Genomic DNA, 22,987 nt, shown 5'->3' with positions numbered 1-22,987 from the left:
AGGCTATAACGATGGCTAAACAATTTCTTGTAGTTGCAGAAGCTCGCAGTGGCAAGCTTCGTCAAGTATCCTTTGAAGCCTTACGTTCGGCGCAGCTTTCTGCAGCCGATGGTGATACGCTTGCTGCTGTCTTGATCGGAGGTGCTGGCACGAAAGCATTGGCCGGTGAGCTTGCCGCTTACGGCGCAGACACCGTCTATGTTATTGAGGATCCTCAGCTAGAGAGCTATAGCTCGGAGGCGTATCTAAGTGCATTACTGGCCGTGACTGCTGTCGCTGGACCCAATGCGCTCTATTTTGGCCACACGGCGATAGGCCGAGACCTAGCACCTTTGGCTGCGGCATCGCTCGCCGCAGGCCAGATTTCCGACGTTACCGCTATCGAGCGCAGCGGCGATAACGTGTTGTTCACGCGACCGCTTTACGCTGGCAAAGCGGTCGAGAAGAAAGCGTTTACCGACCCTGCCGCGCCATGGGTCGTTACGGTAAGACCCAACAACATCCTTGCTGCCTCGCCTGACGCATCGCGTCAAGCTGCGATCATCGATGTTGCCTATCCCGCTCCCTCCCTGCGCAGCATTATCCGGGAGGTCGTGAAAAAAACGTCCGGCGCCATCGACTTGGCTGAAGCCAAGATCGTAGTCTCCGGCGGACGGGGCGTGCGCAGCGCCGATGGGTTCCAGCCGCTCGAAGAGCTGGCTGCCGTCTTAGGCGGCGCTGTTGGGGCTTCCCGCGGAGCCTGCGACGCGGGGTACTGCGAATACGCGATGCAGATCGGCCAGACCGGCAAGGTCGTGACGCCGGAAATTTACATCGCGTGCGGCATTAGCGGCGCCATTCAGCATTTGGCGGGGATGAGCTCTTCGCGCGTCATCATCGCCATCAACAAGGATGCGGAGGCGCCGATCTTTAAAGTCGCCGACTACGGCATTGTCGGCGATCTGTTCGAGGTCGTGCCGCTGCTGACCGAGGAGTTTAAGAAGCTGCTGGCGTAGATCAGGTGCGGGATCCCGCCAACTTTTCGCGAAGCGAAGGGAGGCGGGATTTTTTGTGCGTAGCCCCACTTGGATGGTAAATCTCCATCTATCAGTCTCATACCCCATTTGCCCAATAGTTCGACGATATTGAATTAAATATGAAGTTCAGGTCGATTTTCATCATTTAAGTCCACTTGAACTTCTCCCAACAATCCCTTACACTCTTCCTAACTATCACTTCCAAGTTAGGAGCTACTCTCATGCCATTATCTCCGAAAGAAGTCATCCAACAGTTTTTCCAGCTCGTTCGTTCTGGTCAGCAGCCAGATGCGGCACATGACTACATGGCCGAACAAGTTCTAGCCCATCAAATGACGGCTGAAAATGAAACCACAGTTCACCGTACACCTGCAAACTACGCGGATCATGTGCGAGAAATGGTTGCCGCTTACGGTGCCTTTCAATTAGATGTGCAAGAACTAATCGCTCAGGAAGATCGCGTGTATGTTCGCTGGAAGCAAACAGGTACACATATCGGCGACGTTGATGGCTACCCACCCACAGGGAAAACTATTATTGAAATTGCCAGCGCGGTATACCGTGTTGAGAATGAACGTATCGTCGAATATTGGATCCAGATCGATCGTGAAGGCATTCGCGTCCAGCTTGAACGAAACGTCTAGCAACATGCGGTCCTCAACTCGAATCATCCAACACACCAAAAAAGCTGTTCCTAACCAGCCACTAGGCCAACAGGAACAGCTTTTTTCATCATCCACCCGACTCAACCCAACTATCCAACCTCGCAACAATATCCCCCATAACCTCATCCCGGTTAATTTCGTTCAGCATCTCATGCCTGCCACCAGGATACAGCTTGTAGCTGATGTCCTGAATCCCAAGCTTCTCATATGCTTTAATTAGTCTTCGAACACCTTTTCCTTGTCCGCCTACCGGGTCATCCTCACCCGAAAAAATATAGATCGGAATATCCTTCCGAATGCGATTTATGTGCTGGGGTTGATGAATTTCTTTCAGGCCATTGAAGAAATCTCTAAAATACCCTGATGTAAAAACACCCCCGCAATAGGGATCTTTCATATAAGCATCAACCTCATGTTCATCACGACTCAACCAATCAAACGCCGTGCGATTGGGCTTGAATTTCGTGTTAAAAGTCCCGAAAGAAAGCGCGGTCAGCATCAAGCTCCGAAAATGGTCTCCTCGCAAAGCGGCTTCCATCGTCGCTATCGCAATCCCAACATTTAACGCTGGACCTTCTTTCCCATTCGAGCCTGACAACAGAATACCCTGAACATGAGAAGGATAACGCTCCAAATGAGATACCATATAGTACTGTGTTAAAAATGATCCCATACTATGCCCCAGCATAAATAATGGCAGGCAATCACGCTTATTACTTTGCATATTTTCTACCGCTTTATCTTCATATCGCTTACGAATTTGCAACGTAATCTGCCCCATTGCAGCAGCCATGGCATGAAAGCTATCCTTACCAAACTTGCCCACAGCGTCCAATGAACCTGCGGTTTGGCCATGACCCAAGTGATCATTTGCATAGACCGCGTACCCGTTCTTCGTTAGTACTGCAGCTAAACGCTCATATCTGGCAGCTGTTTCTGCCATCCCGTGGGCAATTTGCACAATGCCCTTCACTTCCACGTCTTCCGACGGAAGCCACTCGTACACATAGTGATCGATTCCCTGCGCATCTTCCCAATTAAAGTGCCCTTTACGCATAAGATTCTCCTTCCAAGCTACGCTATTATTCCTCTTTAGTATACACGTCTTCTTACGCATGAAAACAGCCCCCATTCCGAAGGAATGAAGGCCACTATATAAGTGCTATGAGAAAAACGATATCGAGGCCATTCCCATATGAGCGACCGCGTTTAGAGGTAGTTTTTACTTTTTTGTTTCGTTGATTTTACGGCTTGCAAAGTGGCTTGAGCTTGCGGGATCGCGGACGTCTCAAATCTTTTTCTCTCCGTTTTATCAATCTGTGTAATCTTGCCATCGTGGACAACGATTTGCACAGATCCATATTCTAATCCATCTAAAATTTGCTTAATCCGCTCTACCCAAATCTCATCTAGCTCCAATGGTTTTGCCATCGTCATGCCTCCCAGTCCATTTAAATTGTCCAATCATTCCACTCATTGTTTCGTTTATAATTATAATTCAGCCAATTCCCTGTCTTCTCCAGCAATTCTGTCGTTGATGAAGTCGTCGAATACGTATGATTTGCTTGATATACGAGTTCCATGTCACATTGACCTTCTTTACGAAGCCAGAATATCTTCTGATATAAAGGCGCATAATCGACAGGTATGATCTCGTCAGCAGTCCCATGAACAACAAAAACATCACCAGTAAATTTACGTAATTGCTCAAACGGTTGATGCTGAGATAAAGAATCGAAGAATTGACTTGTCAGTTTATATCCATGATGATCGATCGAACCACCCTGAGGCAGCTTCTCGTATTCGTTTTTGCCGACGATTCGTACAATATCATTGTGTGGATGTGCAACTGCCGACCATAAAACGAGTGTTTTCACACGATGATCTTTCGCTGCAGTTAAGACTGCCGCTGCTCCACCTAAACTATGACCAAGTAGTATAACTCTACTCAGATCCACACAATCAATGGAAACCCCATAATCAATGACCCGGCGAGTCTGTTCGATAAGTACATCTAGCCCACCTGCACCATAATCCCCAGTACTTTCACCACAGCCACCATAGTCAAAACGAAGTACAAAATAACCTTGTGCGCTGAAAGAACGAGCTGCCTTTACAAAAAGCCGGTCAACCCCGATTCGACTCCCAATAAATCCGTGACAAATGATGATTAAGGGCCAACGCTGACAATCGGCTTGAACCGCTGAGGGTTGCTGTGTAGGGTAATGTAACGTTGCGGCTAACTCGACATTGTCGCTTTGAATCGTGATGGCATGCTCCATGCTGGTAACTCCCTTTCATTACTCATATTATTCTGATGCATTTACTCGGAATTAGAATATAAATCCATATTAGCATGGGAAATGAGAGGTGTCAATGCTCCATTTACTTAATTAACCAATCACTTTGCAAAGACCAGTTTGGCATCGTCAACGGATTATTCCCAATTTTGTTTATCTACGATTATATGTAAAAAGAAAAACCTAACACCCCAGATTATTTCCTGAAATACTTATTGACAGAATAATCCTGTCGCTGTTATAGTCGTTTTAATTAAACCAAGTAAGTTGGTGTGTTTTATGAGAATAGGTGGTGTTCCATGCGCAACAAGGTTTTTAAAGCGACGGTTCGATCCGTGCTTATAGGCTACTTAATTATGTTTCTTCTTATCCCAATAGCCTCCATTTACTTCAAAGGATTTTCGCTAGGCTGGGAGCCATTTTGGAAAGAAGTCACAGGACCTTTAGCATGGAAGTCGATTGTGTTAACAGTAAAGTTAAGCATTATCGCTACGGTGATTCAAGCAGTGGTAGGAACGATCATCGCATACGTCCTTGTCCGATATCGGTTTCGTGGACAGAGCATTCTAAACAGCATGGTGGATCTCCCTTTCTCACTTCCTACCTCCGTCGCAGGCTTAATGTTTCTCACCCTATTAGGACCACAAAGTCCACTAGGATCTTGGCTTGATTCTGTGGGCATTAAGCTTCTGTATAATCAAACTGCGATTGTCATTGGTCTCGTCTTCGTCACCTTTCCATTCGTCGTTCGGACCGTTCAACCCCTACTGGAGCAGATCGATCCCGCTGAAGAACAAGCAAGCTTTACGCTTGGCGCAAATAGGTTCTATACCTTTTACCGCATTGTACTTCCAGCACTTTTACCTGGCACGATTGCAGGCAGTATGCTAGCTTTCTCTCGCTCACTCGCAGAATTTGGTGCCATCTCCCTGATATCCGGTAACTTACCTGGTAAAACGATGGTGGCCTCGGTCTATATATATGGTGAAACACAGAACTACAATCCAGAAGGTGCAGCTGCCATCTCACTTGTCCTCCTGACACTCTCCGTCCTGATTTTATGGTTTATCCATTTATGGACTCGAGGAAAGGGGCGACTAGCATGAGAAGATTATTGATCGGTATTTCTTTTTTGGTTATATTCCTACTAATTATATTGCCTTTCTTGGGAATTACTTTCGGAGCGTTTGAAGAAGGTCCTCATGCCTTCCTTGATGCACTTGTTCGACCAGAAGCTCTACATGCCATGAAAATATCATTAATCATCGTCACCATCGTTACTGTGCTTAACGCCATTATCGGAATATATATTTCCTTAGAAATTGTGAGAGGCTCTTGGATATCACGTTGGTTGAAGCCAATTATTAACGCCTTGATTGATCTGCCTTTTGCCGTATCTCCTATCATAGTTGGTTTAATGGTTATCCTCATTTTCGGTCCAAATACGGCACTAGGCACGTTCCTTGAAGACCATAACATGAAAATTGTTTATGCGATTCCAGGTATGGTCATAGCGACCATGTTCATCACTTTCCCTCTAATGGTACGTGAGGTAGTTCCATTACTCGAGGAGATCGGAACACAATCCGAAGAAGCGTCCGCAACTTTAGGCGCAGGACCTTGGCGCACTTTCTTTCAGGTAACATGGCCGAGTATTCGTTGGGGCGTCGTGTATGGGTTAATTTTGACAATCGCTCGGTCACTCGGTGAATTCGGATCTATCTTAGTTGTTTCTGGCAACATCATTAATCAAACCCAAACAGCTACGACGCTCGTCTATCAAGACGCCGAACAATTCCAGCTCGTAGCTGCCAATAGCGTAGCGTTCGTATTAGGTCTCATATCTGTCACGATTTTATTAGCGTTAGAGTGGTTGAAACGAAGAAGTGAAGCAACAAGAAACCATGGAGGAGGATCCCCACATGCACATTGAAGTGACCAACCTAAATAAACATTACGGCGAATTTCATGCGATCAAAGATGTGAATTTCAAAATAACAGAAGGGCATCTTGTCGGATTAATTGGACCGAGCGGTGGTGGCAAAACCTCCATTCTGCGGATGCTGTCTGGACTCGAAGCACCTACTGGCGGGGACATCTATTTCGATGGCAAGCTAGCTACACACCTCCCTGTTCAAGAAAGAGGCATTGGTTTCGTATTTCAAAGCTATGCCCTCTTCAAGCATATGACGGTGTTTGATAACGTCGCTTATGGGTTGAAGGTGCTTAAGAAGTCAAAGGCTGAGATTCAGGATCGCGTTGCTTATCTGTTGAACTTAATGGGACTCGCGGGCCATGAGCGGAAATATCCGCACCAGCTGTCCGGCGGACAACGCCAACGGGTTGCTTTCGCAAGAGCTTTAGCACCTGAACCGCGGCTGCTTCTGCTTGATGAGCCATTTGCCGCGATCGATGCCAAAATCCGTAAGGAGCTTCGCGTTTGGCTGCGAAATCTCATCAATGAATTCAAAGTAACGACTTTATTCGTTACCCATGATCAGGATGAAGCGATCGAGGTTGCTGATGAGATCATTTTGGTCCAAGGCGGGAAAATTGAACAGCAAGGCAGCCCTTGGGAGATTTATACGAAGCCTGCGTCTTCATTCGCAGCGTCCTTCATCGGAGAATCGAACATACTTCCCTCCTACACACCACTTGTCGGATTCCCTACACTTGCAGACCTTCAACACGATGGCAAATGGCTTCCAGATGTGAATGTGCTCATACGACCTGAGAATATCGAAGTTCGTCCCCACAACGTCAGTCATTTAGCTACAGCTGGTGAGAAAGGCAAGGTAACCCATGTGCATTTTCGAGGGGATTCCTGGTATCTAGAAATGGATACCGGTCATTTCAAGCTTTTCGCCTATCAGCCAGTGAAAGAACGCATATATAAAGTTGGCGATGAAGTCAACATCCTCATTCACCAAATCTCCGTATTCACCCAATCAGGTACAACCTGGATTGATAATCAGGCGAAACAAGATCCACAGCCTGTCTTCATATGATTTTTATAAATAAGCTTTAGAAAAGAAGGGGAGTTGTTAACCATGAAAAATTTCAAAACGCTTGGTCTCGTTACTGCAGCCTTATTCACAGCAAGTATTGCCCTTACAGCATGCGGATCTGGTACGACGACGAAAACGGCTAGTACAAGTGCGCCAACCGCGGCAGCAACAACTGCTGCAACTACGACACCAAAAGCCGAAGGCGGTAAAGTTACGATTACCATCGGTGCTTACTCCATTTTGAAAGAATCTTTTGATGTCATCCTACCTAAATTTAAAGAAGACTATAAAAAGAAAACCGGTACAACAGTTGAATTCCAAGAATCCTACGTGGCTTCCGGCTCACAAGCTACAGCTATCATTCAGGGCTTCGAAGCCGATATTGCCCCTCTCTCTCTTGAAGGCGATATCCAAAAAATCGTTGAAAAGGGCTTAATTACGCATGATTGGAAAAATAACAAATACAAAGGCTTCGTAACAACTTCCATTGCGGCTATTGGTGTACGTGAAGGGAATCCAAAAGGGATTAAGGATTGGTCTGATCTGACGAAGCCAGGCGTTGAAGTCCTCATCCCGAATCCGAGCACATCCGGTGGCGCTAAATGGGACATTAACGCTGTCTATGGTGCTGGTCTCAAAATTTCCGAAGCAGCTGGCAAACAAGACCCTGCCGCAGCCAAAGATCTCGTAGCTAAAATCTACAAAAACATTAAAGTCCTCGATAAGAGCGGCGCTGATTCCCTCACTACCTTCGATAAAGGTGTAGGCGATGCTATCATCACTTACGAGAATGAGCTTGTTGCTCGTATTCAATCCGGCAAGAAATATGTGGAAGTGATTCCACAATACACGACTTCCATTGAGAATCCTGTTGCTATTATTGATAAATATGTAGATAAGCATGGTAATCGTGCAGCAGTTCAAGCGTTCTATGACTATTTATTCTCTGCTGATGCTCAGAAGATATTTGCTGACAAGGGCTTCCGCTCTGTGCTGCCAGAAGTCGCTAAGCAATACGAGAAAAACTATACGACACCTGCTGGCCTCTTCAACATCGAATACTTGGGTGGTTGGGATAAAGTGAACAAGGAGCTGTATGGGAAAGGTGCAATTTGGGAAACGATCCTTGCCGAAGGCGGAGCTAAGTAAACTATTTCTAAGAAGAACCCCCAGAGCCTGAGGCTCTGGGGGTTTCGTTGTTACTCGGAGAGATATTTCTTTCCTGTTTCAATTCAATTTCGTGCAGATACTTCGGATCCAACTATGCTGTGATTCCCAGCTTTCCCAAACGGATCGCGCCCATAACTGAATCATCGCGTCCCTCTCCTTATCTTCAGTCGCTCCTAGAACATCAAGCACCGTGAGCTCGCTTCCTTGTCGAGGTGGTTCAACAGGTGTCCATGTTTTCGGCCATTTCGATAAGGCCATATGTGCCTGTTGGACTCTTCTACCTGTAAACCCATACTCGATAGCTAAACATAGGCCTACCAATGAAAAAACCGTCGTTATCGGCTTCGATTGCCCCCCTGCATGTTGCGCTCCATAGGTGTCCACACACGTCTGATGCGTGAAATTGAGATCGTTACGAGCGATGTTATATGCTGATAATTCCCCATAGAGCTCCCAACACTCAACTGAGGCATGGAAGCGATCCATCCTTGGTAGATGTTGATTGGGAAGCTTCAATCGACAGCCAGGGCAAGTGATTAGGTCAACGTTGGCCATGGTTGCTTGCCTCCTAATTTCTTATTTCCTTGTTTTATACTCCGCCTTTAACCTGCTCTGGATATTTGATCCGCTTCAATTCCCCCACGATGATGATCGTAATAATCACCAAGAGAAACCAGGAACTAATTTTACCCCAGTGAACAATCCGCCAAGAAATTTCTTGATCAGGATAGCGCCAAGCGCCAAGAAAGGTAGAAATATTTTCAGCCAGCCAAATAAATAAAGCAACTAACATAAAGGAAAGGATCGTGTGCATTTGATAAGACTTGGTCGTGACCGTGAACCGAATATTCGATTTGTAAAACAGAACCACGATCAAGGCAATGAGAATCCACCTGAAATCATACATAAAATGATGGGTAAAAAAATTGGCATAAATCCCTAACGACATCAGGATTGCAACGGAAGTTCTTGGCCAATGGATTAGATGCAAATTGAATCGTTTCCACGCCTGGCACACATAACTTGAGACACTGGCATACATAAAACCGCTATACAGCGGGACTCCAGCTATTTTCGTCAAGCCTTCCTCTGGATAGGACCACGAACCCATGTGCACTTTATACAACTCGAGCCCAAGTCCAATAATATGAAAAACCGTGATAACCTTGAGCTCGTCTACACTTTCAAGCTTCGTCCATACCAACACAATTTGCGCAAGTATACACACAAGTAAAATGAAATCATAGCGATGCATGAATGGCAGCGGCACTGCTTTGGACACAGCCAAAGTCAAAAAGATGATTACAGGAAATATACAGCAAAGCGCTTGTTTCCACCCGAAAATGAGAAAATCCTTCACATGATCTCTCTTCATTGGTTCTCCTGATTTTCGTTAGATTTCATATACTTGACCTCTGCATGATTCACGTTAACCAGTTCTTCATCGACGATTGAATCATCTTGTTTGTTTATCTTTTGACGCCAAATTTCATTGCCTCTGTACCACTTGTTTGCTCGTTGGTAAAACGAATGATTTTTCTCTTTCACTCTATAATCATAAGGCAATTCCGTATCGCAGCTTATCGAGCCTTCTAAAAACCCTTCCGTGACCTCCAAATGAAATTGAAACCAATTCGTGGTTGGATTATAAAATTGCAAATCTACGTAATTATAAAAAACACTCGTTCCTGTACCAAATGGGATCACTCTGCGGTCATCTGGGAATAGATCGAAGCTGTGATGGTGTCTTTCTTTTATCGCTAGCGGCGTATGTAAAGCGAGCCAATAGAGCATATTCGCTAACTGACACAAACCTCCTCCAGTACCTACACGAACTTCGCCATGCGAAAGCATGAGTCCCTCGATATAGCCCTTTTCTTTGCTAGTCACACCGATTAGCTTCCAAAAGGAAAATGTTTCTCCAGGATGTATCACAATCCCATCCACATGCTTTAGAGCGATTTTCAAATTCACAATCTTATTTTCTTGTAAAATAGGATCCGTATTTCCGAGCACCCGCCGCAGTATTGATTTGTGCTTCTTCGCCGTATACGGAAGCTGCTGAGAATATCTACTGTAAGCAAATTTGATTGTGGGATTTAGATTGATGATACTTCTTTTTAACATTAGCTGCTTGACGCGAAGCCCATATAAGAAAGGAAATCGTTTGCCTATTCGTTGTTTAACATCTATTAGTTTCATTGATTTTCATCCTTGTCTGCGAAAATAAAATGGAGGCATGGAATCCTCTCTTTCTTTTGACTGCAAAACTACAGAAAAAGTTGTATCCCCAACTATTATTCAATAGCTAACCAGTTATTCCTTCCTTTTCCAAATTAAAAAAAGCAGCTCCACTAAGGGAACTGCTTACTATATTAGTCTGGCTGAGGCTTTATAAACGCGTTTCCTTGCGAAGCTTTCGCGCTGTGAAACGCGCTTCCGCTGATTCGAACAGCTTTTTCTCTTCTTCCGTTTCGGCAATGATACCTGGAACAGGACAAGGTTGTCCATTATCATCTAAGGCTACAAAAGTGAGGAACGAGGTGGCTGTGTGTTTCTTTTCGCCGGTTAATAGGTTCTCCGACTCAATTTTTACATAAACCTCCATCGAACTGCGATGCGTCCATGTCACAAAGGCTTCTAATTGAATCGCCTCACCAAGCTTGACCGGAGCGAAGAAATCCAAGCTGTCACTCGATGCTGTTACAACACTTTTACGACAATGACGCATCGATGCAATGGTTGCAACTTTATCTATATATTGCATAACACGACCGCCAAACACAGTGTTATGGTAGTTCGTGTCCGCCGGCAAAATAATTTCTGTCAACACAGTTCGAGACAGTCTTGCTGCTTTAGCTTCCATAGTGATTGCCTCCGGATGATGACCTCAGACGTGGTACATGGTACTGCAGTCATTCAGTTTAGTTGTAATTCAAAGTTAGCTTACTAGCCGCTTCTTTCGCTAGGCTGCGCGCTTCTTCCACCGTTTCTCCAGAACTAAGGGCTACTGCCATGCGGCGGCCTACTTTGGTTTCTGGCTTGCCAAATACCCGGACTTGCGTGTTCGGTACGGATAATGCCTCTTCAATACCGCTAATTGTATATTCAACTTGCTCGCGATCTGCTTTAAGTGTGTAGCTCGCACCAGGTGTTAACAAGCGAACGCCCGTAATCGGGAATCCAAGGATCGCTCTCGCATGTAGTGCAAACTCACTAAGATCCTGAGTAGCCATTGTAACCATTCCCGTGTCATGTGGACGCGGTGAAACTTCGCTGAAATAAACGCCATTTGCCGTTAAAAATAATTCAACACCATAGAGTCCATAACCACCAAGTGCATCTGTAATCGTTTTGGCCATATGCTGTGCGTCGATAATTTGCTGCTCAGACATTTGATGTGGCTGCCAGGATTCGATGTAATCGCCGTCTTTTTGTATGTGACCGATTGGCTCACAGTAGGTTGTACCTGAGACCGAACGAACGGTCAGCAACGTAATTTCCGAATCAAAATGGATGAATTCTTCGACGATGACACGAGCGTTCTTAGCACGTCCGCCTTCCATCGCCATGTTCCACGACGCCTCTACACCCTCAGGTGTGCGGCAGACACTTTGCCCTTTACCGGAGGAGCTCATGATCGGCTTAATCACACATGGTGTACCGATTTTCGCCACAGCAGCGTGCAATTCTTCTAAACTGTTAGCAAATTCATATTGGGCTGTGCGCAAACCTAAAGTTTCGGAAGCCAGTCGACGAATGCCTTCTCTGTCCATCGTCAAACGAGATGCCGTCGCCGTTGGAATAACACGGTAACCTTCTTTCTCAAGCTCGACAAGAACAGAAGTTGCGATCGCTTCAATTTCGGGCACGATGAGATCAGGGCGTTCTTGTTCGATTATAGCACGCAACTGCTCCCCATCCAGCATAGATATAACGTGACTGCGATGAGCAACCTGCATGGCAGGTGCGTTCGCATAACGATCAACGGCAATCGTCTCAATACCAAGTCGCTGTGCTTCAATGATAACTTCTTTGCCAAGCTCACCTGAGCCTAGCAGCATAATTTTTTTGGCTTTGTTTGATAATGGTGCTCCGTACATGAGATTATAAGCCCCCTAAATGAATGATCATGAGTTCACCGCTATGATTGATTGCTTTGCTGCGTATGTAATTCATCCGATTCTGTTGTCGGAGTTTGGCGAAATTTGCCTAGAATGACCCTGATCTATTGTACTGGATTTTAAGGGTAAAAGATAGATGAGAACTTCAGATTGAGCGCTGAAAGTTACGCTAGGCAACACGTTGAATGTGGCACAGTGTGGCTATGAGAATATAAATGGAAATAGAAATAAATTCTCCAGTTACTTTCAAAGATTTCGTGGAAAACCGAATAATCCTTTAAAATAACTGGAGTATACTGACAGCGAGTGTAAAGATCAAGTAAGAATCGATTTCAGCAAGAGCTTGCGTAGAATCGGCACAAGCTGTTCATGCAGCTCTTCGACATTCGGTACAACAATACTGCTTCGCCCATACATATTACGCATAGCATTCCGCTGTGTTTCGTGTACAGTGCCATTTGCCAGAAAAACACTGATCACCTCAATGCCTATGCGTCTTGCTTGCAGGACGGCTTCATGCGTATCAAGGATGCCGACATCATTGTAGTTGGCTGCCGAAGGCTCCCCATCCGAGAACACGAGGAGGATGCGCTGCCGCTCTGTGCGCCGCAGCAGCCGTTTCGTCATCTCGCGAATTGCGAAGCCATCGCGATTGTCTTGCTGCGGCTCCAATTGCATCAGAGCCGCTCCGCTCGAGGCCGCGAGGCAGGAGCCGAAGTCCACCGCAACCTGGAACAGGTTCGGTGCCTCCTGTTCTGTGACGCGGTCTGCGTCTTCCCAGAATCCCACGATTTCGTGTGGGATTCGCAGATCTCGGAGGGTCTCGTGAAATAGCACGAGACCGAGCTTGGTTTCGTCCATTTTGTCATACATGGACGCTGAGCAGTCGACAAGCAGCGCGAAAGCTGCGTCGAGCTGGGGTACCGGTGCGCGCTTCTTATAGAAGATGCGCGGCAGCTCTTGCGTGACGGCTCGCGTTAGCCGCTTGTCGAGCCGCCCGAACAGGCGATCGCCGCGCGGGGCGATCCGCTTCTGCTCCAGCGTGCGCCGTATCGCACGCTGCAAGGGCTTCGCGAGCGGCGCTGCGCGCTCGCTCAGGCGCCTGAACGCGTCCTCCTGCGCAGCAGTAGGACGTTCAGGCAAGAGCCAGGTCGCCGTCGCATACGCGGCGACCTCGCCCTCCCCGTGCCCCGCAGCCGCGGGCACGGAAGCCCCTTGGCGCCGCTCAGCGGCGGCGCCGGTGCGCTGGGCGCGCTGCGAGCGCCCCTGGGTGATGGCGAGCGCCTGGTCGGCGGCATCGCCCTCACGGGGCGCAGAGCCCTGCGCGGCTGTGCGCGAGCCGCGCTCCAGCTCGAACCGCAGCAGCCCCGGGCTGCGGTCGCTGCTCTCGCGATGCCAAGTCGGCAGCCGCTCTTGGCCAGGCAATTGACGCTCCCCCTCTTGCTCGGGGAGCACATCATCATTGGCGAGCCGCTTCGCGCGCTTCAGCTCGCCTTTATAATCCGCAGGCAGAGGAGCTGCGATGCCGCTTCCCTGCTGCGTCCAGAAATACGTAGATACAGCATCACGAACCAACCATTGGGACAACGCGTTGATCATTCGTTCACATAAACGCGCAACCTCAGCCGTATGCTTCGCTTCCTCCACCTGCTCAAGCAGCTCATAGAGCCTAACCAAACAGCCAGATAACTCAGTCCCGAGCGCAGAAGTAAACGGCTCACTCTGCCACGACTTTCCAGTAAACCAGCCATACACCAACAACAACACAGCATCCGCCAACTCACCTTTGCTTAGATGCGTTCGGAGCTTATGCTGAAAATATCCACCCAAGATGCGATGCCGATGTGCAAACACTGCTCCTGTTCCCGGGCGTTGACTACGACAAATACGTTCCAAGCGCATATCTTCACAAAGCGCGAATAAGCTATTTGCCAGCTTGGGGAACTTCGAATTCGAACTGTATTGAAGATAAGCATTCACGGCTTCGCTGCCTGTAAACCAAGCACTGCCAAGACAGCGTAGGTACACATCGCTTTTCATTCCAGCGGTTTTGTCGAGTAACGGATAATCCCACCAGAACTGACTCACCGTCATATGCGTGTCGGCTTCATCATAATGCGCGTGAAACGCAGCTTCTACTTCAAGCTTGCCACGCTTCGTAAATAAACGAGCCAAATCCACCAGCTGCATGTGCAGCATGGCGTCGATTTTATCATCCAATCGGCTAAGGCTTCCTACAAACATTGCTTCACAGTAACGTTTCGGCCGTATTCATTACAGCTGCACGTTCCCTTTCGTCCTCTAACTTATCAGCAATCGCACGCGTAACTGCACGCATAGGAGGGATATAAGCCGCCAAATCACAAGCATCTAACAAGGCTCTAATAGATCCCGCTTCATCAGGCAGCTGCCCCATCTCAATGAGGGAAAGCAAATCAGCGGAAAGCTGAACAAATGTGCGCATCAGCTTTTCATCACGCAATACGGAACGACTTTTTAGCAGCTGAAACAATAATTCACCCTGCAAATACGGAACATCTATCGTGATAAACCGATTTTTTAGCGCTTCATTTAACGGTACTGTACCTATATAACCCTCATTTATCGCTGCTACGACTCTAAAATTCGGATGAGCCGTAATGACTTCTCCCGTAAAAGGGTTTGTAATTGATCTGCGGTGATCCAGCACCCCATTAATTAATGGGAGTGTTTCTGGCTTAGCCATGTTGATCTCGTCAATATAGAGCAAGTGCCCTTTGGTCATGGCCTTCATAATGGGACCCGGGATGAACACGATCTGACTACGTCCCTGCTCATCGTGTGTTAATGTTTTAAATCCGAGTAGCGCCTCCGCATCCAAATCCGTGGAACAATTGACACTGTGCATGGGTTGGTTAAAGACGGCCGAAACATGCTCAGCCAGCTTCGTCTTGCCAGAGCCTGTTGGCCCCTTCAGCAGCACATTTTTGCCTAGAAAAAGTGAAAGGATCGCATCCGTGAGAAGCTCCTTTGTGGGTGCTTCATACGCAGCGACGCCAATCAACTTGCGGTCTTCAGCTGTATGTACCTTTTGCCTGTGCTTATCCAAGCTTGTACGAACTTCTATGGGTAAAGCATCTATTTGGAATAAATCTGTCATCATCGCGTTGGTGATCCTTCCTGATTGCATTATTCTCTAACTATTATCAGGAATGCGCGAATTGTCAAGCCTCTCACGTTAACCATGGCTCCTCAATGACCGAATGGGCGTAGAAAGCCATGGGTTCTCCGCAGGAAGGGCAGCTCGGTTTAGTAGGAAATTCGTTGTAAAGTTGGGCCAAGCTATAAGCAGTTTCATAATTAATGGCAACCATCACATCTTCTTTGTACACATACTCACATATTCTAGAGCTGCAGTAGGCGCGAACCTTGTACTTATTACTCATTTGCGGCTATTAAACGTATATTGCACCATGGTGTTAAACTCATGCAAATACGTATCCATGCGTTTATTTTTTCGCTGCTGCATGTCATAGTACATCATCCGATTTACGAAGAGCGTATTCGACGAAATAAAAATTTCCGAATCCGGATAAATGCGCGTAAGCACATGCCGAATGGTGTTGATACTCTGTGTAGATAAGGGTTTAGCGGTCACCCAATCCATCTGAGCGCCAACGCCTGAACCGAATAAACCCGCTTCCGTCGCTGGATCATTATACTTACTTAAATGCTTTGCACGATCATTCGTACCCTTATCTTGGAGCTCACCCATATCTACAGCAACGTAGATATTCGTATCCGTCAATGCAACGGATACCCCGCCAAGATGTGCCTCCTGCATCAACTGATCTGCCACTTCACGGTTCATGGAGAGGTACGTATTCCGATGTAGAAGCTCACCATCAACTTGTTTTTGTCCACTCATTGATTGTTCAACCTGAGTCGCAATAACAGCGTCGCCTTGCGTAACATTTTCCAATTTAACACCATTCGAATCGGATAAACCAACACTCTGAATGGAAAGCGATGCTTTTTCTAGTTGGTTAGTATGTGTGGCTGAACACCCTGTCAAGCCGACGAATGCAGCCGTCATGATGACTGACATTTTCACAGCTTTCATCGTCATTCCCCCTATATCTCTCTGTATGTACTACTTACTTATTTACTTGCTTTCGAGGCCGTCAGCTTCCTTTGTATACGCAATTAGCGCAATATCGTACCCTAATTCTTCTTTCATGCGGGTTTCCAGATTGCGAAGGTCCTGCATTAATTCCTCATGTATTCCCAAATTCGCAAAATGATACGATGCCATTTCCATGTTAACGTGTCCCCCTTTCCGTGTATCCTGTTGACTCTATTGTTAATATGGTCCAATTCCCTTATTTTTACTAAACAAAAAGGCAAATATCTTAGCAGCCTACCTCCCTTGACACCAGTACAAGATAGAAAAATGCTATTATGCAGGCTTTTTGTTTCGTTTCTGCACATTGGCTGAAGATTGAAGCAAAAATACATCTTTTTCTTACATATTTCATCTTCAATGAAAGTTCAAACCAAAAACATGTATATTTGCAGTACTTTCCATTAATCACGAAAAAAACTCCACAAAAGCTGCATAATCGCAGTTTTTATGGAGTAGGTCTCGTCGTGCTTTCTATTCATCTTTCTTCCGTGTCTCGTCGATTGATTCTAAAAGCTTTCGCACAGCTTCGGGATCAACATTACCTTGATCATGAAAGGCTCTAAGCTTCTGCATCAATTCAGCCGCAATTGCCTCATCCTCATTCTGCTCAGCTTCATGAGAAGGGTCAAACCAGATGTAGAAGCCTTCTGGACCATTTCGTAAAAAGGAGGACTTCCAATGCTCCGGATAAGCATACCCTTGCTCACCAAAGATCATGCCGAGCACATCATCATTCTTAATTGGCATTAAATAGTGAAAGGATTCTGGCTCTCCCGTATTCGTGAAATCTCGATGCATATAGGCATAATGCAGGTAATGCTCGCCTGTCTCTGAATCCTTCGATACTTCGTACAGATCTAACTCCGTTTGTAGAAGTTCTTTCACAGAAATAATACGTGTAGCAATCGTTTCTGCTGAAATTTTCTGTTGCAGTGTTAAAGATGCTTCCAAATGACTCTCCTCCTTTCTCCAGCTGATATCTTGCATGCTGAATGGCTAAGAATCTGATCTTCTTGTAGATTCGGCCATAGAATCACGTAATGAACGTTTTGGCAGTTTCCATTTGTAGTTGACAGAGAACATTCTTAGGATAATGATTAAGCAAAATAAAATCGCTAACTGCCACGTACCTTGTGACCAGCCAAGTCCGACAAGTGCTCCAGCAAGCATGCCCCAAACGGCATAGATTTCATCCTTCAGCACCAGCGGCTTCCGACCTGCCAGCACATCGCGGACCATACCTCCGCCAATACCTGTGAGTACAGCCGCGACAATGATCGCGCTTAACGGATGGCCCATATTCGTTGCATATAGCGCTCCTTGGATAGCGAACGCTGCAAGGCCTATCGCATCAAAGAAGGCTTCCCAAGTTTTCCATAATCGAATATATTTCACTGGCATAAAGAAGACAACGGTCATGGCAAACAACGCGATCTGAAAATACATCCCTTGCTCCCATAGTAACACAACCGGTTTCCCGATGAGCATATTACGGATGATTCCTCCACCAAACGCCGTAACAAGACCAAGTACATAGACACCTAGAATATCATATTCCTCTTCCATCGCCACGATCGCACCACTCACAGCGAAGGCAATCGTTCCGATAATACTAAATAACTCCCAATTCACTTCTTGCAGCCCCTGTCTACTCGATGTCCCAGTTCAATTTCACTTCATCGCCTGTTTGCGACGAACGATAAATCGCATCTAGGATCAAATTATTCGTGTACCCCGTCATGACATCAGTAATCGGCCTAGAACCACTCGCGATACTAGATAAGAAATGCTGTACCATGCGTGCGCGCGGATCGTCATTCGCTGCTGGTGCGGAAAGTTCTGTTTCTACAATTCGATCGAATTTTTCTGCAAAAAGCTTTCCTTTCGCACCTTTCACATAAGCGCCGCCTTCCGTTCCAAGCAGCTGAACAACTGGCAAATTATCTGTCTCCAATAACCCAGCCCAGCTGACATCCAAGGAAAGCGTTGCCCCATTTTCAAACTTGATCAAGGCCGTTGCTAAATCCTCTACATCAAATTTCCCTTGCCAATTCGGAGCTCCCCAAGTGCCAATCCCTTGCTTCCGCGGCCCAAACTCCGCATAAGTTGATCCATATACCGAAACAGGCTTTGGATTACCCATCAAATACATGGTTAAATCTAACATATGTACACCAAGATCAATTAGGGGACCGCCGCCTGATTTTTCCATTTGCGTAAACCATGTTCCCCAGCCTGGAATGCCTTTACGTCTCAAATAGCTCGCTTTCGCGTGATAAATATGACCAAGTGCACCCTTCTCCACCTGTTCCTTCACGGCAATCGCCGCTGCTTCCCAACGCATTTGGTGCGGGATCATGAGAATCTTTCCTGCTTTGCGCTCTGCTTCTACAATTTGACGAGCTGAAGCTAAGTCAATTGCCATCGGCTTTTCAAGCATCACATGCTTTCCTGCTTCCAAGGCTTGTACAGCAATTGGCGCATGCCACTCATTCGATACCGCTATGACGACCGCGTCAATCGAAGGATCCGCTAACAATTTATCTGAGTTTGCATATACCTGCTCAATATTATGTTCTCTCGCTCTCGTTTCAGCAAGCGGCAAATACACGTCCGTCACACCTGCAAGCTGTGCCCCTGGTATGGTTTTGATAGTCTCCATATGTACATTTCCGATATTCCCGGCGCCAATAATTCCTATGCGAGTTGGTTGTGCTACTGTCATATCTGTGACCCTCCAGAACCTGTTAGAATACAATCTTATCTATTATAAATGGGGTTAACTCTCCCCGCAACCACGAATCTGCCCCTCAAAAATTTATCTTATCGGAACTAGCCCTGTAGCGCTATTATTCACATATAATAAAATGCTAAAACTTTTCTAATAGTTGCACTCGAACATATTTAACATTTGAAATGTATCTTTGAATGTAAAGAAGTGAGAAAACAGAAGTATCCGTGTAAAGGAGGGCTTGAACATGCAAGCAAACACGATCCGCTACAAGAATAAGTCGATCCCTGTGATGAATTTTACTCATAAACGTTCCCAGATGGAGTTACTCTCAAGTAAATTGAAGGAATACGAGCTGCATTTTGAATTTCGCAGAAAATTAAAAATGATCTCGATGATCGAGATCATTGGTGATGTCGCAATCTTCAAATACAATGATGGCACCAAGTTGTACTTGGAAGTTTCCTAATTGGACGGTGGAAAATATTCTTTATTCAGCTGATCAAGCTCCTGCAGAGAGCGTCGGGCCCATGCTTCCATGTCCGACAGTTTATCGATTTGAGCCAATAGCGCTCTCTTCAGAGACACTTGGTAATCTGGCACCTCACCCGCATAAGGACGAATCGTTGCAATCGGCATTAATGCAATCTCTTGATGGGATAATGCCCGTCTTTGATGAAAAAAAGCTACGCTTGGATCCATCGGATTATGTAAATCTCCTTGTGTTGGGTGCTCCTTCACTGCAAGAATGCGAACAGCCGCCTTCATGCTAGTTGTCAATTCTACAACCTCACCGAAATAAACCCCTGTTTTATACTCAGCGATAACGTGGTCTCCGATTTGAAAATTCATCGTGTACACAACTCCTATTCTTGTTCTACTAATGGCAATAGTTTACGATATAGCTCATCCACGGATTGCATCCGGTAAATCAATTGTTTTTCTTTCCCAGGTACCAAGATTACAACACAAGGGACACTTGCAATTTGCCATTCTTGGCTTACTTGCGGTAGAAAATTAATATTACATTTCACAAGTGGAAGACTTGGCTTCATCGTCAGAATGATATCAAGCATCCGTTCTGCTACCTTGCAAGTACCACAGAGTGGTGTGTACATAAAGACGGCGAAGGATCCTTCGTTAGCTTGGCCTACCTTGTCTAGAAGCTCTTGTTGAGATAATTCCTGCATGATTCACAGTGCCCCTCTTTCATCCAGCCACACCAAGCTTTCAAAAGCATAGTCGATCAGATCCGAAAAGTCATCGAGGTGGCTCTCATCAATTTTGCGACCAAAGGATAATGTAATGAGATTATGGAACTCCTCTGGTTGTTCCCCATATAGATATGAAATTTGCTGCGTAATTCGCGGACGCTGTTCCCAAATAGCGTTCAATTGTGCTTCGATCATTGGGCAATCTAATTCGGGATCGTTCACATGCGTATGAAGCTTAATTAACAGCGTGCAACCAGGCTTAGCCGTTGGATTTTCGAGAATCTCTGCTGCTAAATCACTCAAATGAACATGTAAGTAGATTTCCGCCTGATTAGGCAGTCCCACTTGTCTAGCAAATTCTATTGCAAATGTGCGAGACATCGATGACAAGTCAATTAAATCTTCTCTTCGTGTTATGATGATTTTACCTTCCAAGTCCAAATCATAGACGGCCCCTTCGAGCACGACTTTGATATTGTCATAGATCGTCGGATCAAACATCCCCACACACCTTCTTTCATCTTTTCTTTGATTCGATTATACTATGGATATACCACGTAAAGAAGGTGTTCTTATGTCAGACAAGCCTCAAGCCCAGCAGGCCGACCAGGTCGAGCCACAAGGTGTCAAAAAAGTAAGCTTAGCCGACGCAATTAAAGCAAAGCTAGCACAGAAGCAAGCGGATCAAGCCGCAGCACGTGCAAACCCCAAAGCAGCTGGTAATAGCAATCAAACAGCGAAAAGCCAAATGACCAAAAAAGTAAATAATCAACGCCGTCGCACTGGCGGCAGCTAGACAACACTTTGTGTAGGTAAAAGCGCCCTGAGAGAAATTCTTCAGGGCGCTTTTTACTTTTACAATTATGCGTATTGGATCTCGCGTTGTTTTTTCACATCTTCGCTCTCCAAGTACTCATCGTATGTCAGCATTTTGTCGATGATACCTTTCGGTGTCAACTCCATGACGCGATTCGCAATCGTTTGAATGAACTGATGGTCATGGGAGACGAACAACATCGTACAGTCGGAATCAACAAGGCCATTGTTAAGCGCAGTGATGGATTCCAAATCCAAGTGGTTCGTTGGCTCATCAAGAATAAGCACATTCGCACCGCTCAACATCATTTTGGAGAACATGCAGCGTACTTTTTCTCCTCCGGAAAGGACATTCGCTTTCTTCAGCGCTTCCTCGCCTGAGAACAACATCCGTCCTAGGAATCCACGAAGGAATGATTCATCCGGATCTTTGGAGTATTGACGCAGCCAATCCACCAGAGTTAATTCGGAATTGAAGTAATCTTGGCTGTCTTTTGGGAAATACGCCTGCGATGTCGTTACGCCCCACGAGAACGTGCCGCTGTCTGCTTCCATTTCGCCCATCAAAATTTTGAATAGCGTCGTTTTCGCAATCCCGTCTGGTCCTACGAAAGCAACTTTATCCCCTTTGTTCAAAGTGAATGTCACATTGTTCAGTACTTTAACGCCATCAATCGTTTTGGAGATACCTTCAACTGCAAGCAATTGCTTACCAGCTTCACGCTCACCTTTGAAGTGAATGAACGGATATTTCCGGCTGGATGGACGAATATCTTCAAGCGTAAGCTTCTCCAATTGCTTTTTACGGGAAGTCGCTTGCTTGGATTTGGACGCATTCGCACTAAAGCGCGCGATAAAGGCTTCCAACTCTTTACGTTTCTCTTCCGTTTTCTTGTTAGCATCACGTGCCAAACGAAGCGCTAGTTGGCTGGACTCGTACCACCAGTCGTAGTTACCAACGTACATTTGGATTTTACCAAAGTCGATATCGGCGATATGGGTACATACTTGGTTCAAGAAGTGACGGTCATGTGATACAACGATAACAGTGCCTTCGAAACGGGACAAGAAGTGCTCTAGCCATTTAATCGACTCCAAGTTCAAATGGTTGGTAGGCTCATCGAGTAACAGAATGTTCGGGTTACCGAATAGTGCTTGTGCCAAGAGCACGCGAACCTTTTCGTTACCGTCAAGATCCTTCATTTTCGTATCATGTAAGGATGTTGGGATCCCAAGACCGATAAGTAGCTCTGCTGCGTCGGATTCTGCTTGCCAGCCGTCAAGATCCTGGAATTCACCTTCAAGCTCAGCCGCTCTCATGCCATCTTCTTCGGAGAAATCCGCTTTGGCATACAAAGCATCCTTCTCTTCCATGATTTTGTACAAGCGGGAGTGGCCCATAACCACGGTTTTCAAAACTTCGATTTCATCAAACTCGTAATGGTTTTGCTTAAGGACAGCCATACGCTCGCCTGGCGTAATACTGACTTCACCTGTGTTCGGCTCGATCTCTCCAGAAAGAATTTTAAGGAAAGTGGATTTACCTGCACCGTTCGCTCCGATCAATCCGTAGCAATTGCCTGGTGTGAATTTAATATTGGCGTCTTCGAAAAGGGCTCTCTTGCCGTAACGAAGCGTCACGTTATTTACACTAATCATGTGGTATATTTACCTACCTTTATTTTATTTTCTTCTAATAAATGTTCAAAAAGTCGGCTTTTCAGCATCGAGAAGGTTGTGAGAACCTGAAGAAGGAGGAGCGGAGTGTAGGCAAAACT

At 46.1% G+C, this 22,987-nt stretch carries 27 protein-coding genes; 8 read left to right on the top strand and 19 right to left on the bottom strand.

Going from position 1 to position 22,987, the window contains the following annotated elements; genetic code table 11:
* The first annotated feature begins 11 nt into the window (after positions 1 to 11).
* The gene (locus AC58QC_RS16810) at positions 12 to 995 is read left to right on the top strand and encodes an electron transfer flavoprotein subunit alpha/FixB family protein (RefSeq protein ID WP_497416276.1); all 984 of its coding nucleotides are present in this window, start codon (positions 12 to 14) and stop codon (positions 993 to 995) included.
* A gap of 242 nt (positions 996 to 1,237) precedes the next feature.
* Entirely contained in the window at positions 1,238 to 1,660 is a 423-nt protein-coding gene (locus AC58QC_RS16805; protein ID WP_497416275.1) for an ester cyclase, read from the top strand.
* Positions 1,661 to 1,748: 88 nt separating this feature from the next.
* On the opposite strand, the gene AC58QC_RS16800 is transcribed toward AC58QC_RS16805, so the two are convergent.
* From AC58QC_RS16800 to AC58QC_RS16790, 3 genes are all read right to left on the bottom strand, one after another.
* Positions 1,749 to 2,738: an alpha/beta fold hydrolase gene (locus AC58QC_RS16800; RefSeq protein ID WP_497416274.1), complete on the bottom strand. Its 990-nt coding sequence runs from the start codon at positions 2,736 to 2,738 to the stop codon at positions 1,749 to 1,751.
* Between the two features lie 152 nt (positions 2,739 to 2,890).
* On the bottom strand, positions 2,891 to 3,112 hold the full coding sequence (locus tag AC58QC_RS16795; RefSeq protein WP_497416273.1) for a YezD family protein: 222 nt from the start codon (positions 3,110 to 3,112) through the stop codon (positions 2,891 to 2,893).
* Positions 3,113 to 3,132: 20 nt separating this feature from the next.
* Positions 3,133 to 3,963: an alpha/beta hydrolase family protein gene (locus tag AC58QC_RS16790; RefSeq protein WP_497416272.1), complete on the bottom strand. Its 831-nt coding sequence runs from the start codon at positions 3,961 to 3,963 to the stop codon at positions 3,133 to 3,135.
* A 317-nt stretch (positions 3,964 to 4,280) separates the two neighbouring features.
* On the opposite strand from AC58QC_RS16790, the gene cysT reads away from it, so the two are divergent.
* The 4 genes from cysT to AC58QC_RS16770 are packed head-to-tail and all read left to right on the top strand — an operon-like array spanning position 4,281 to position 8,138.
* Positions 4,281 to 5,087, top strand: coding sequence for a sulfate ABC transporter permease subunit CysT (gene cysT / locus AC58QC_RS16785; protein ID WP_497416271.1), 807 nt, complete (start codon positions 4,281 to 4,283; stop codon positions 5,085 to 5,087).
* Complete coding sequence (locus tag AC58QC_RS16780) at positions 5,084 to 5,914, top strand: sulfate ABC transporter permease (protein ID WP_497416270.1); 831 nt, start codon at positions 5,084 to 5,086, stop codon at positions 5,912 to 5,914. Before cysT ends, AC58QC_RS16780 begins: the two co-directional genes overlap by 4 nt.
* A complete protein-coding gene (locus tag AC58QC_RS16775) occupies positions 5,904 to 6,989 on the top strand; it encodes an ABC transporter ATP-binding protein (RefSeq protein ID WP_497416269.1) in 1,086 nt (361 codons plus the stop codon). The genes AC58QC_RS16780 and AC58QC_RS16775 overlap by 11 nt, the downstream gene beginning before the upstream one ends.
* A gap of 42 nt (positions 6,990 to 7,031) precedes the next feature.
* The gene (locus AC58QC_RS16770) at positions 7,032 to 8,138 is read left to right on the top strand and encodes a sulfate ABC transporter substrate-binding protein (RefSeq protein WP_497416268.1); all 1,107 of its coding nucleotides are present in this window, start codon (positions 7,032 to 7,034) and stop codon (positions 8,136 to 8,138) included.
* Positions 8,139 to 8,216: 78 nt separating this feature from the next.
* On the opposite strand, the gene AC58QC_RS16765 is transcribed toward AC58QC_RS16770, so the two are convergent.
* The 12 genes from AC58QC_RS16765 to AC58QC_RS16710 all read right to left on the bottom strand — a co-directional run bounded on the left by AC58QC_RS16765 (position 8,217) and on the right by AC58QC_RS16710 (position 19,173).
* Positions 8,217 to 8,714 (bottom strand): DUF5946 family protein, encoded by a 498-nt coding sequence (locus tag AC58QC_RS16765; protein WP_497416267.1) that lies wholly within the window; start codon positions 8,712 to 8,714, stop codon positions 8,217 to 8,219.
* Between the two features lie 34 nt (positions 8,715 to 8,748).
* Positions 8,749 to 9,534: a DUF817 domain-containing protein gene (locus AC58QC_RS16760; protein WP_497416266.1), complete on the bottom strand. Its 786-nt coding sequence runs from the start codon at positions 9,532 to 9,534 to the stop codon at positions 8,749 to 8,751.
* A complete protein-coding gene (locus AC58QC_RS16755; protein WP_497416265.1) occupies positions 9,531 to 10,361 on the bottom strand; it encodes a VanW family protein in 831 nt (276 codons plus the stop codon). Before AC58QC_RS16755 ends, AC58QC_RS16760 begins: the two co-directional genes overlap by 4 nt.
* A 190-nt stretch (positions 10,362 to 10,551) precedes the next feature.
* Complete coding sequence (locus AC58QC_RS16750) at positions 10,552 to 11,025, bottom strand: acyl-CoA thioesterase (protein ID WP_497416264.1); 474 nt, start codon at positions 11,023 to 11,025, stop codon at positions 10,552 to 10,554.
* A gap of 58 nt (positions 11,026 to 11,083) precedes the next feature.
* A complete protein-coding gene (gene purT / locus AC58QC_RS16745) occupies positions 11,084 to 12,262 on the bottom strand; it encodes a formate-dependent phosphoribosylglycinamide formyltransferase (RefSeq protein ID WP_497416263.1) in 1,179 nt (392 codons plus the stop codon).
* 336 nt (positions 12,263 to 12,598) lie between these two features.
* A complete protein-coding gene (locus AC58QC_RS16740) occupies positions 12,599 to 14,503 on the bottom strand; it encodes a nitric oxide reductase activation protein NorD (protein ID WP_497416262.1) in 1,905 nt (634 codons plus the stop codon).
* 28 nt (positions 14,504 to 14,531) lie between these two features.
* Positions 14,532 to 15,422 (bottom strand): ATP-binding protein, encoded by an 891-nt coding sequence (locus tag AC58QC_RS16735; protein ID WP_497416436.1) that lies wholly within the window; start codon positions 15,420 to 15,422, stop codon positions 14,532 to 14,534.
* A gap of 282 nt (positions 15,423 to 15,704) precedes the next feature.
* Positions 15,705 to 16,385 carry a hypothetical protein gene (locus AC58QC_RS16730; protein ID WP_497416261.1) on the bottom strand — a complete coding sequence of 227 codons (681 nt, stop codon included), beginning with the start codon at positions 16,383 to 16,385 and terminating at the stop codon, positions 15,705 to 15,707.
* A 42-nt stretch (positions 16,386 to 16,427) separates the two neighbouring features.
* Positions 16,428 to 16,583 (bottom strand): hypothetical protein, encoded by a 156-nt coding sequence (locus tag AC58QC_RS16725; protein WP_497416260.1) that lies wholly within the window; start codon positions 16,581 to 16,583, stop codon positions 16,428 to 16,430.
* 336 nt (positions 16,584 to 16,919) lie between these two features.
* On the bottom strand, positions 16,920 to 17,399 hold the full coding sequence (locus tag AC58QC_RS16720) for a hypothetical protein (RefSeq protein ID WP_497416259.1): 480 nt from the start codon (positions 17,397 to 17,399) through the stop codon (positions 16,920 to 16,922).
* 45 nt (positions 17,400 to 17,444) lie between these two features.
* Positions 17,445 to 18,080 (bottom strand): trimeric intracellular cation channel family protein, encoded by a 636-nt coding sequence (locus AC58QC_RS16715; RefSeq protein ID WP_497416258.1) that lies wholly within the window; start codon positions 18,078 to 18,080, stop codon positions 17,445 to 17,447.
* A 16-nt stretch (positions 18,081 to 18,096) separates the two neighbouring features.
* The gene (locus AC58QC_RS16710; protein WP_497416257.1) at positions 18,097 to 19,173 is read right to left on the bottom strand and encodes a Gfo/Idh/MocA family protein; all 1,077 of its coding nucleotides are present in this window, start codon (positions 19,171 to 19,173) and stop codon (positions 18,097 to 18,099) included.
* A 253-nt stretch (positions 19,174 to 19,426) separates the two neighbouring features.
* Between AC58QC_RS16710 and AC58QC_RS16705 the strand changes: the two genes are divergently transcribed.
* Positions 19,427 to 19,648 carry a hypothetical protein gene (locus tag AC58QC_RS16705; RefSeq protein ID WP_497416256.1) on the top strand — a complete coding sequence of 74 codons (222 nt, stop codon included), beginning with the start codon at positions 19,427 to 19,429 and terminating at the stop codon, positions 19,646 to 19,648.
* On the opposite strand, the gene kapB is transcribed toward AC58QC_RS16705, so the two are convergent.
* Genes kapB through AC58QC_RS16690 form a run of 3 tightly spaced genes read right to left on the bottom strand, consistent with a single transcriptional unit; the run spans position 19,645 to position 20,894 of the window.
* Complete coding sequence (gene kapB / locus AC58QC_RS16700) at positions 19,645 to 20,031, bottom strand: kinase-associated lipoprotein KapB (protein WP_497416255.1); 387 nt, start codon at positions 20,029 to 20,031, stop codon at positions 19,645 to 19,647. The two genes, AC58QC_RS16705 and kapB, sit on opposite strands and share 4 nt — an antisense overlap.
* Positions 20,032 to 20,045: 14 nt before the next feature.
* On the bottom strand, positions 20,046 to 20,369 hold the full coding sequence (locus AC58QC_RS16695; protein WP_497416254.1) for a thioredoxin family protein: 324 nt from the start codon (positions 20,367 to 20,369) through the stop codon (positions 20,046 to 20,048).
* A 3-nt stretch (positions 20,370 to 20,372) separates the two neighbouring features.
* A complete protein-coding gene (locus AC58QC_RS16690) occupies positions 20,373 to 20,894 on the bottom strand; it encodes a hypothetical protein (RefSeq protein WP_497416253.1) in 522 nt (173 codons plus the stop codon).
* Between the two features lie 73 nt (positions 20,895 to 20,967).
* On the opposite strand from AC58QC_RS16690, the gene AC58QC_RS16685 reads away from it, so the two are divergent.
* Positions 20,968 to 21,189, top strand: a complete 222-nt coding sequence (locus tag AC58QC_RS16685) for a hypothetical protein (RefSeq protein WP_497266202.1) — start codon at positions 20,968 to 20,970, stop codon at positions 21,187 to 21,189.
* Between the two features lie 65 nt (positions 21,190 to 21,254).
* On the opposite strand, the gene AC58QC_RS16680 is transcribed toward AC58QC_RS16685, so the two are convergent.
* Positions 21,255 to 22,868: an ABC-F family ATP-binding cassette domain-containing protein gene (locus AC58QC_RS16680; protein WP_497416252.1), complete on the bottom strand. Its 1,614-nt coding sequence runs from the start codon at positions 22,866 to 22,868 to the stop codon at positions 21,255 to 21,257.
* Positions 22,869 to 22,987 lie beyond the last annotated feature (119 nt).

The sequence above is a fragment of the Paenibacillus sp. J22P51 genome (genome assembly GCF_059692215.1).
This window is presented reverse-complemented; position numbering and strand designations above follow the sequence as displayed.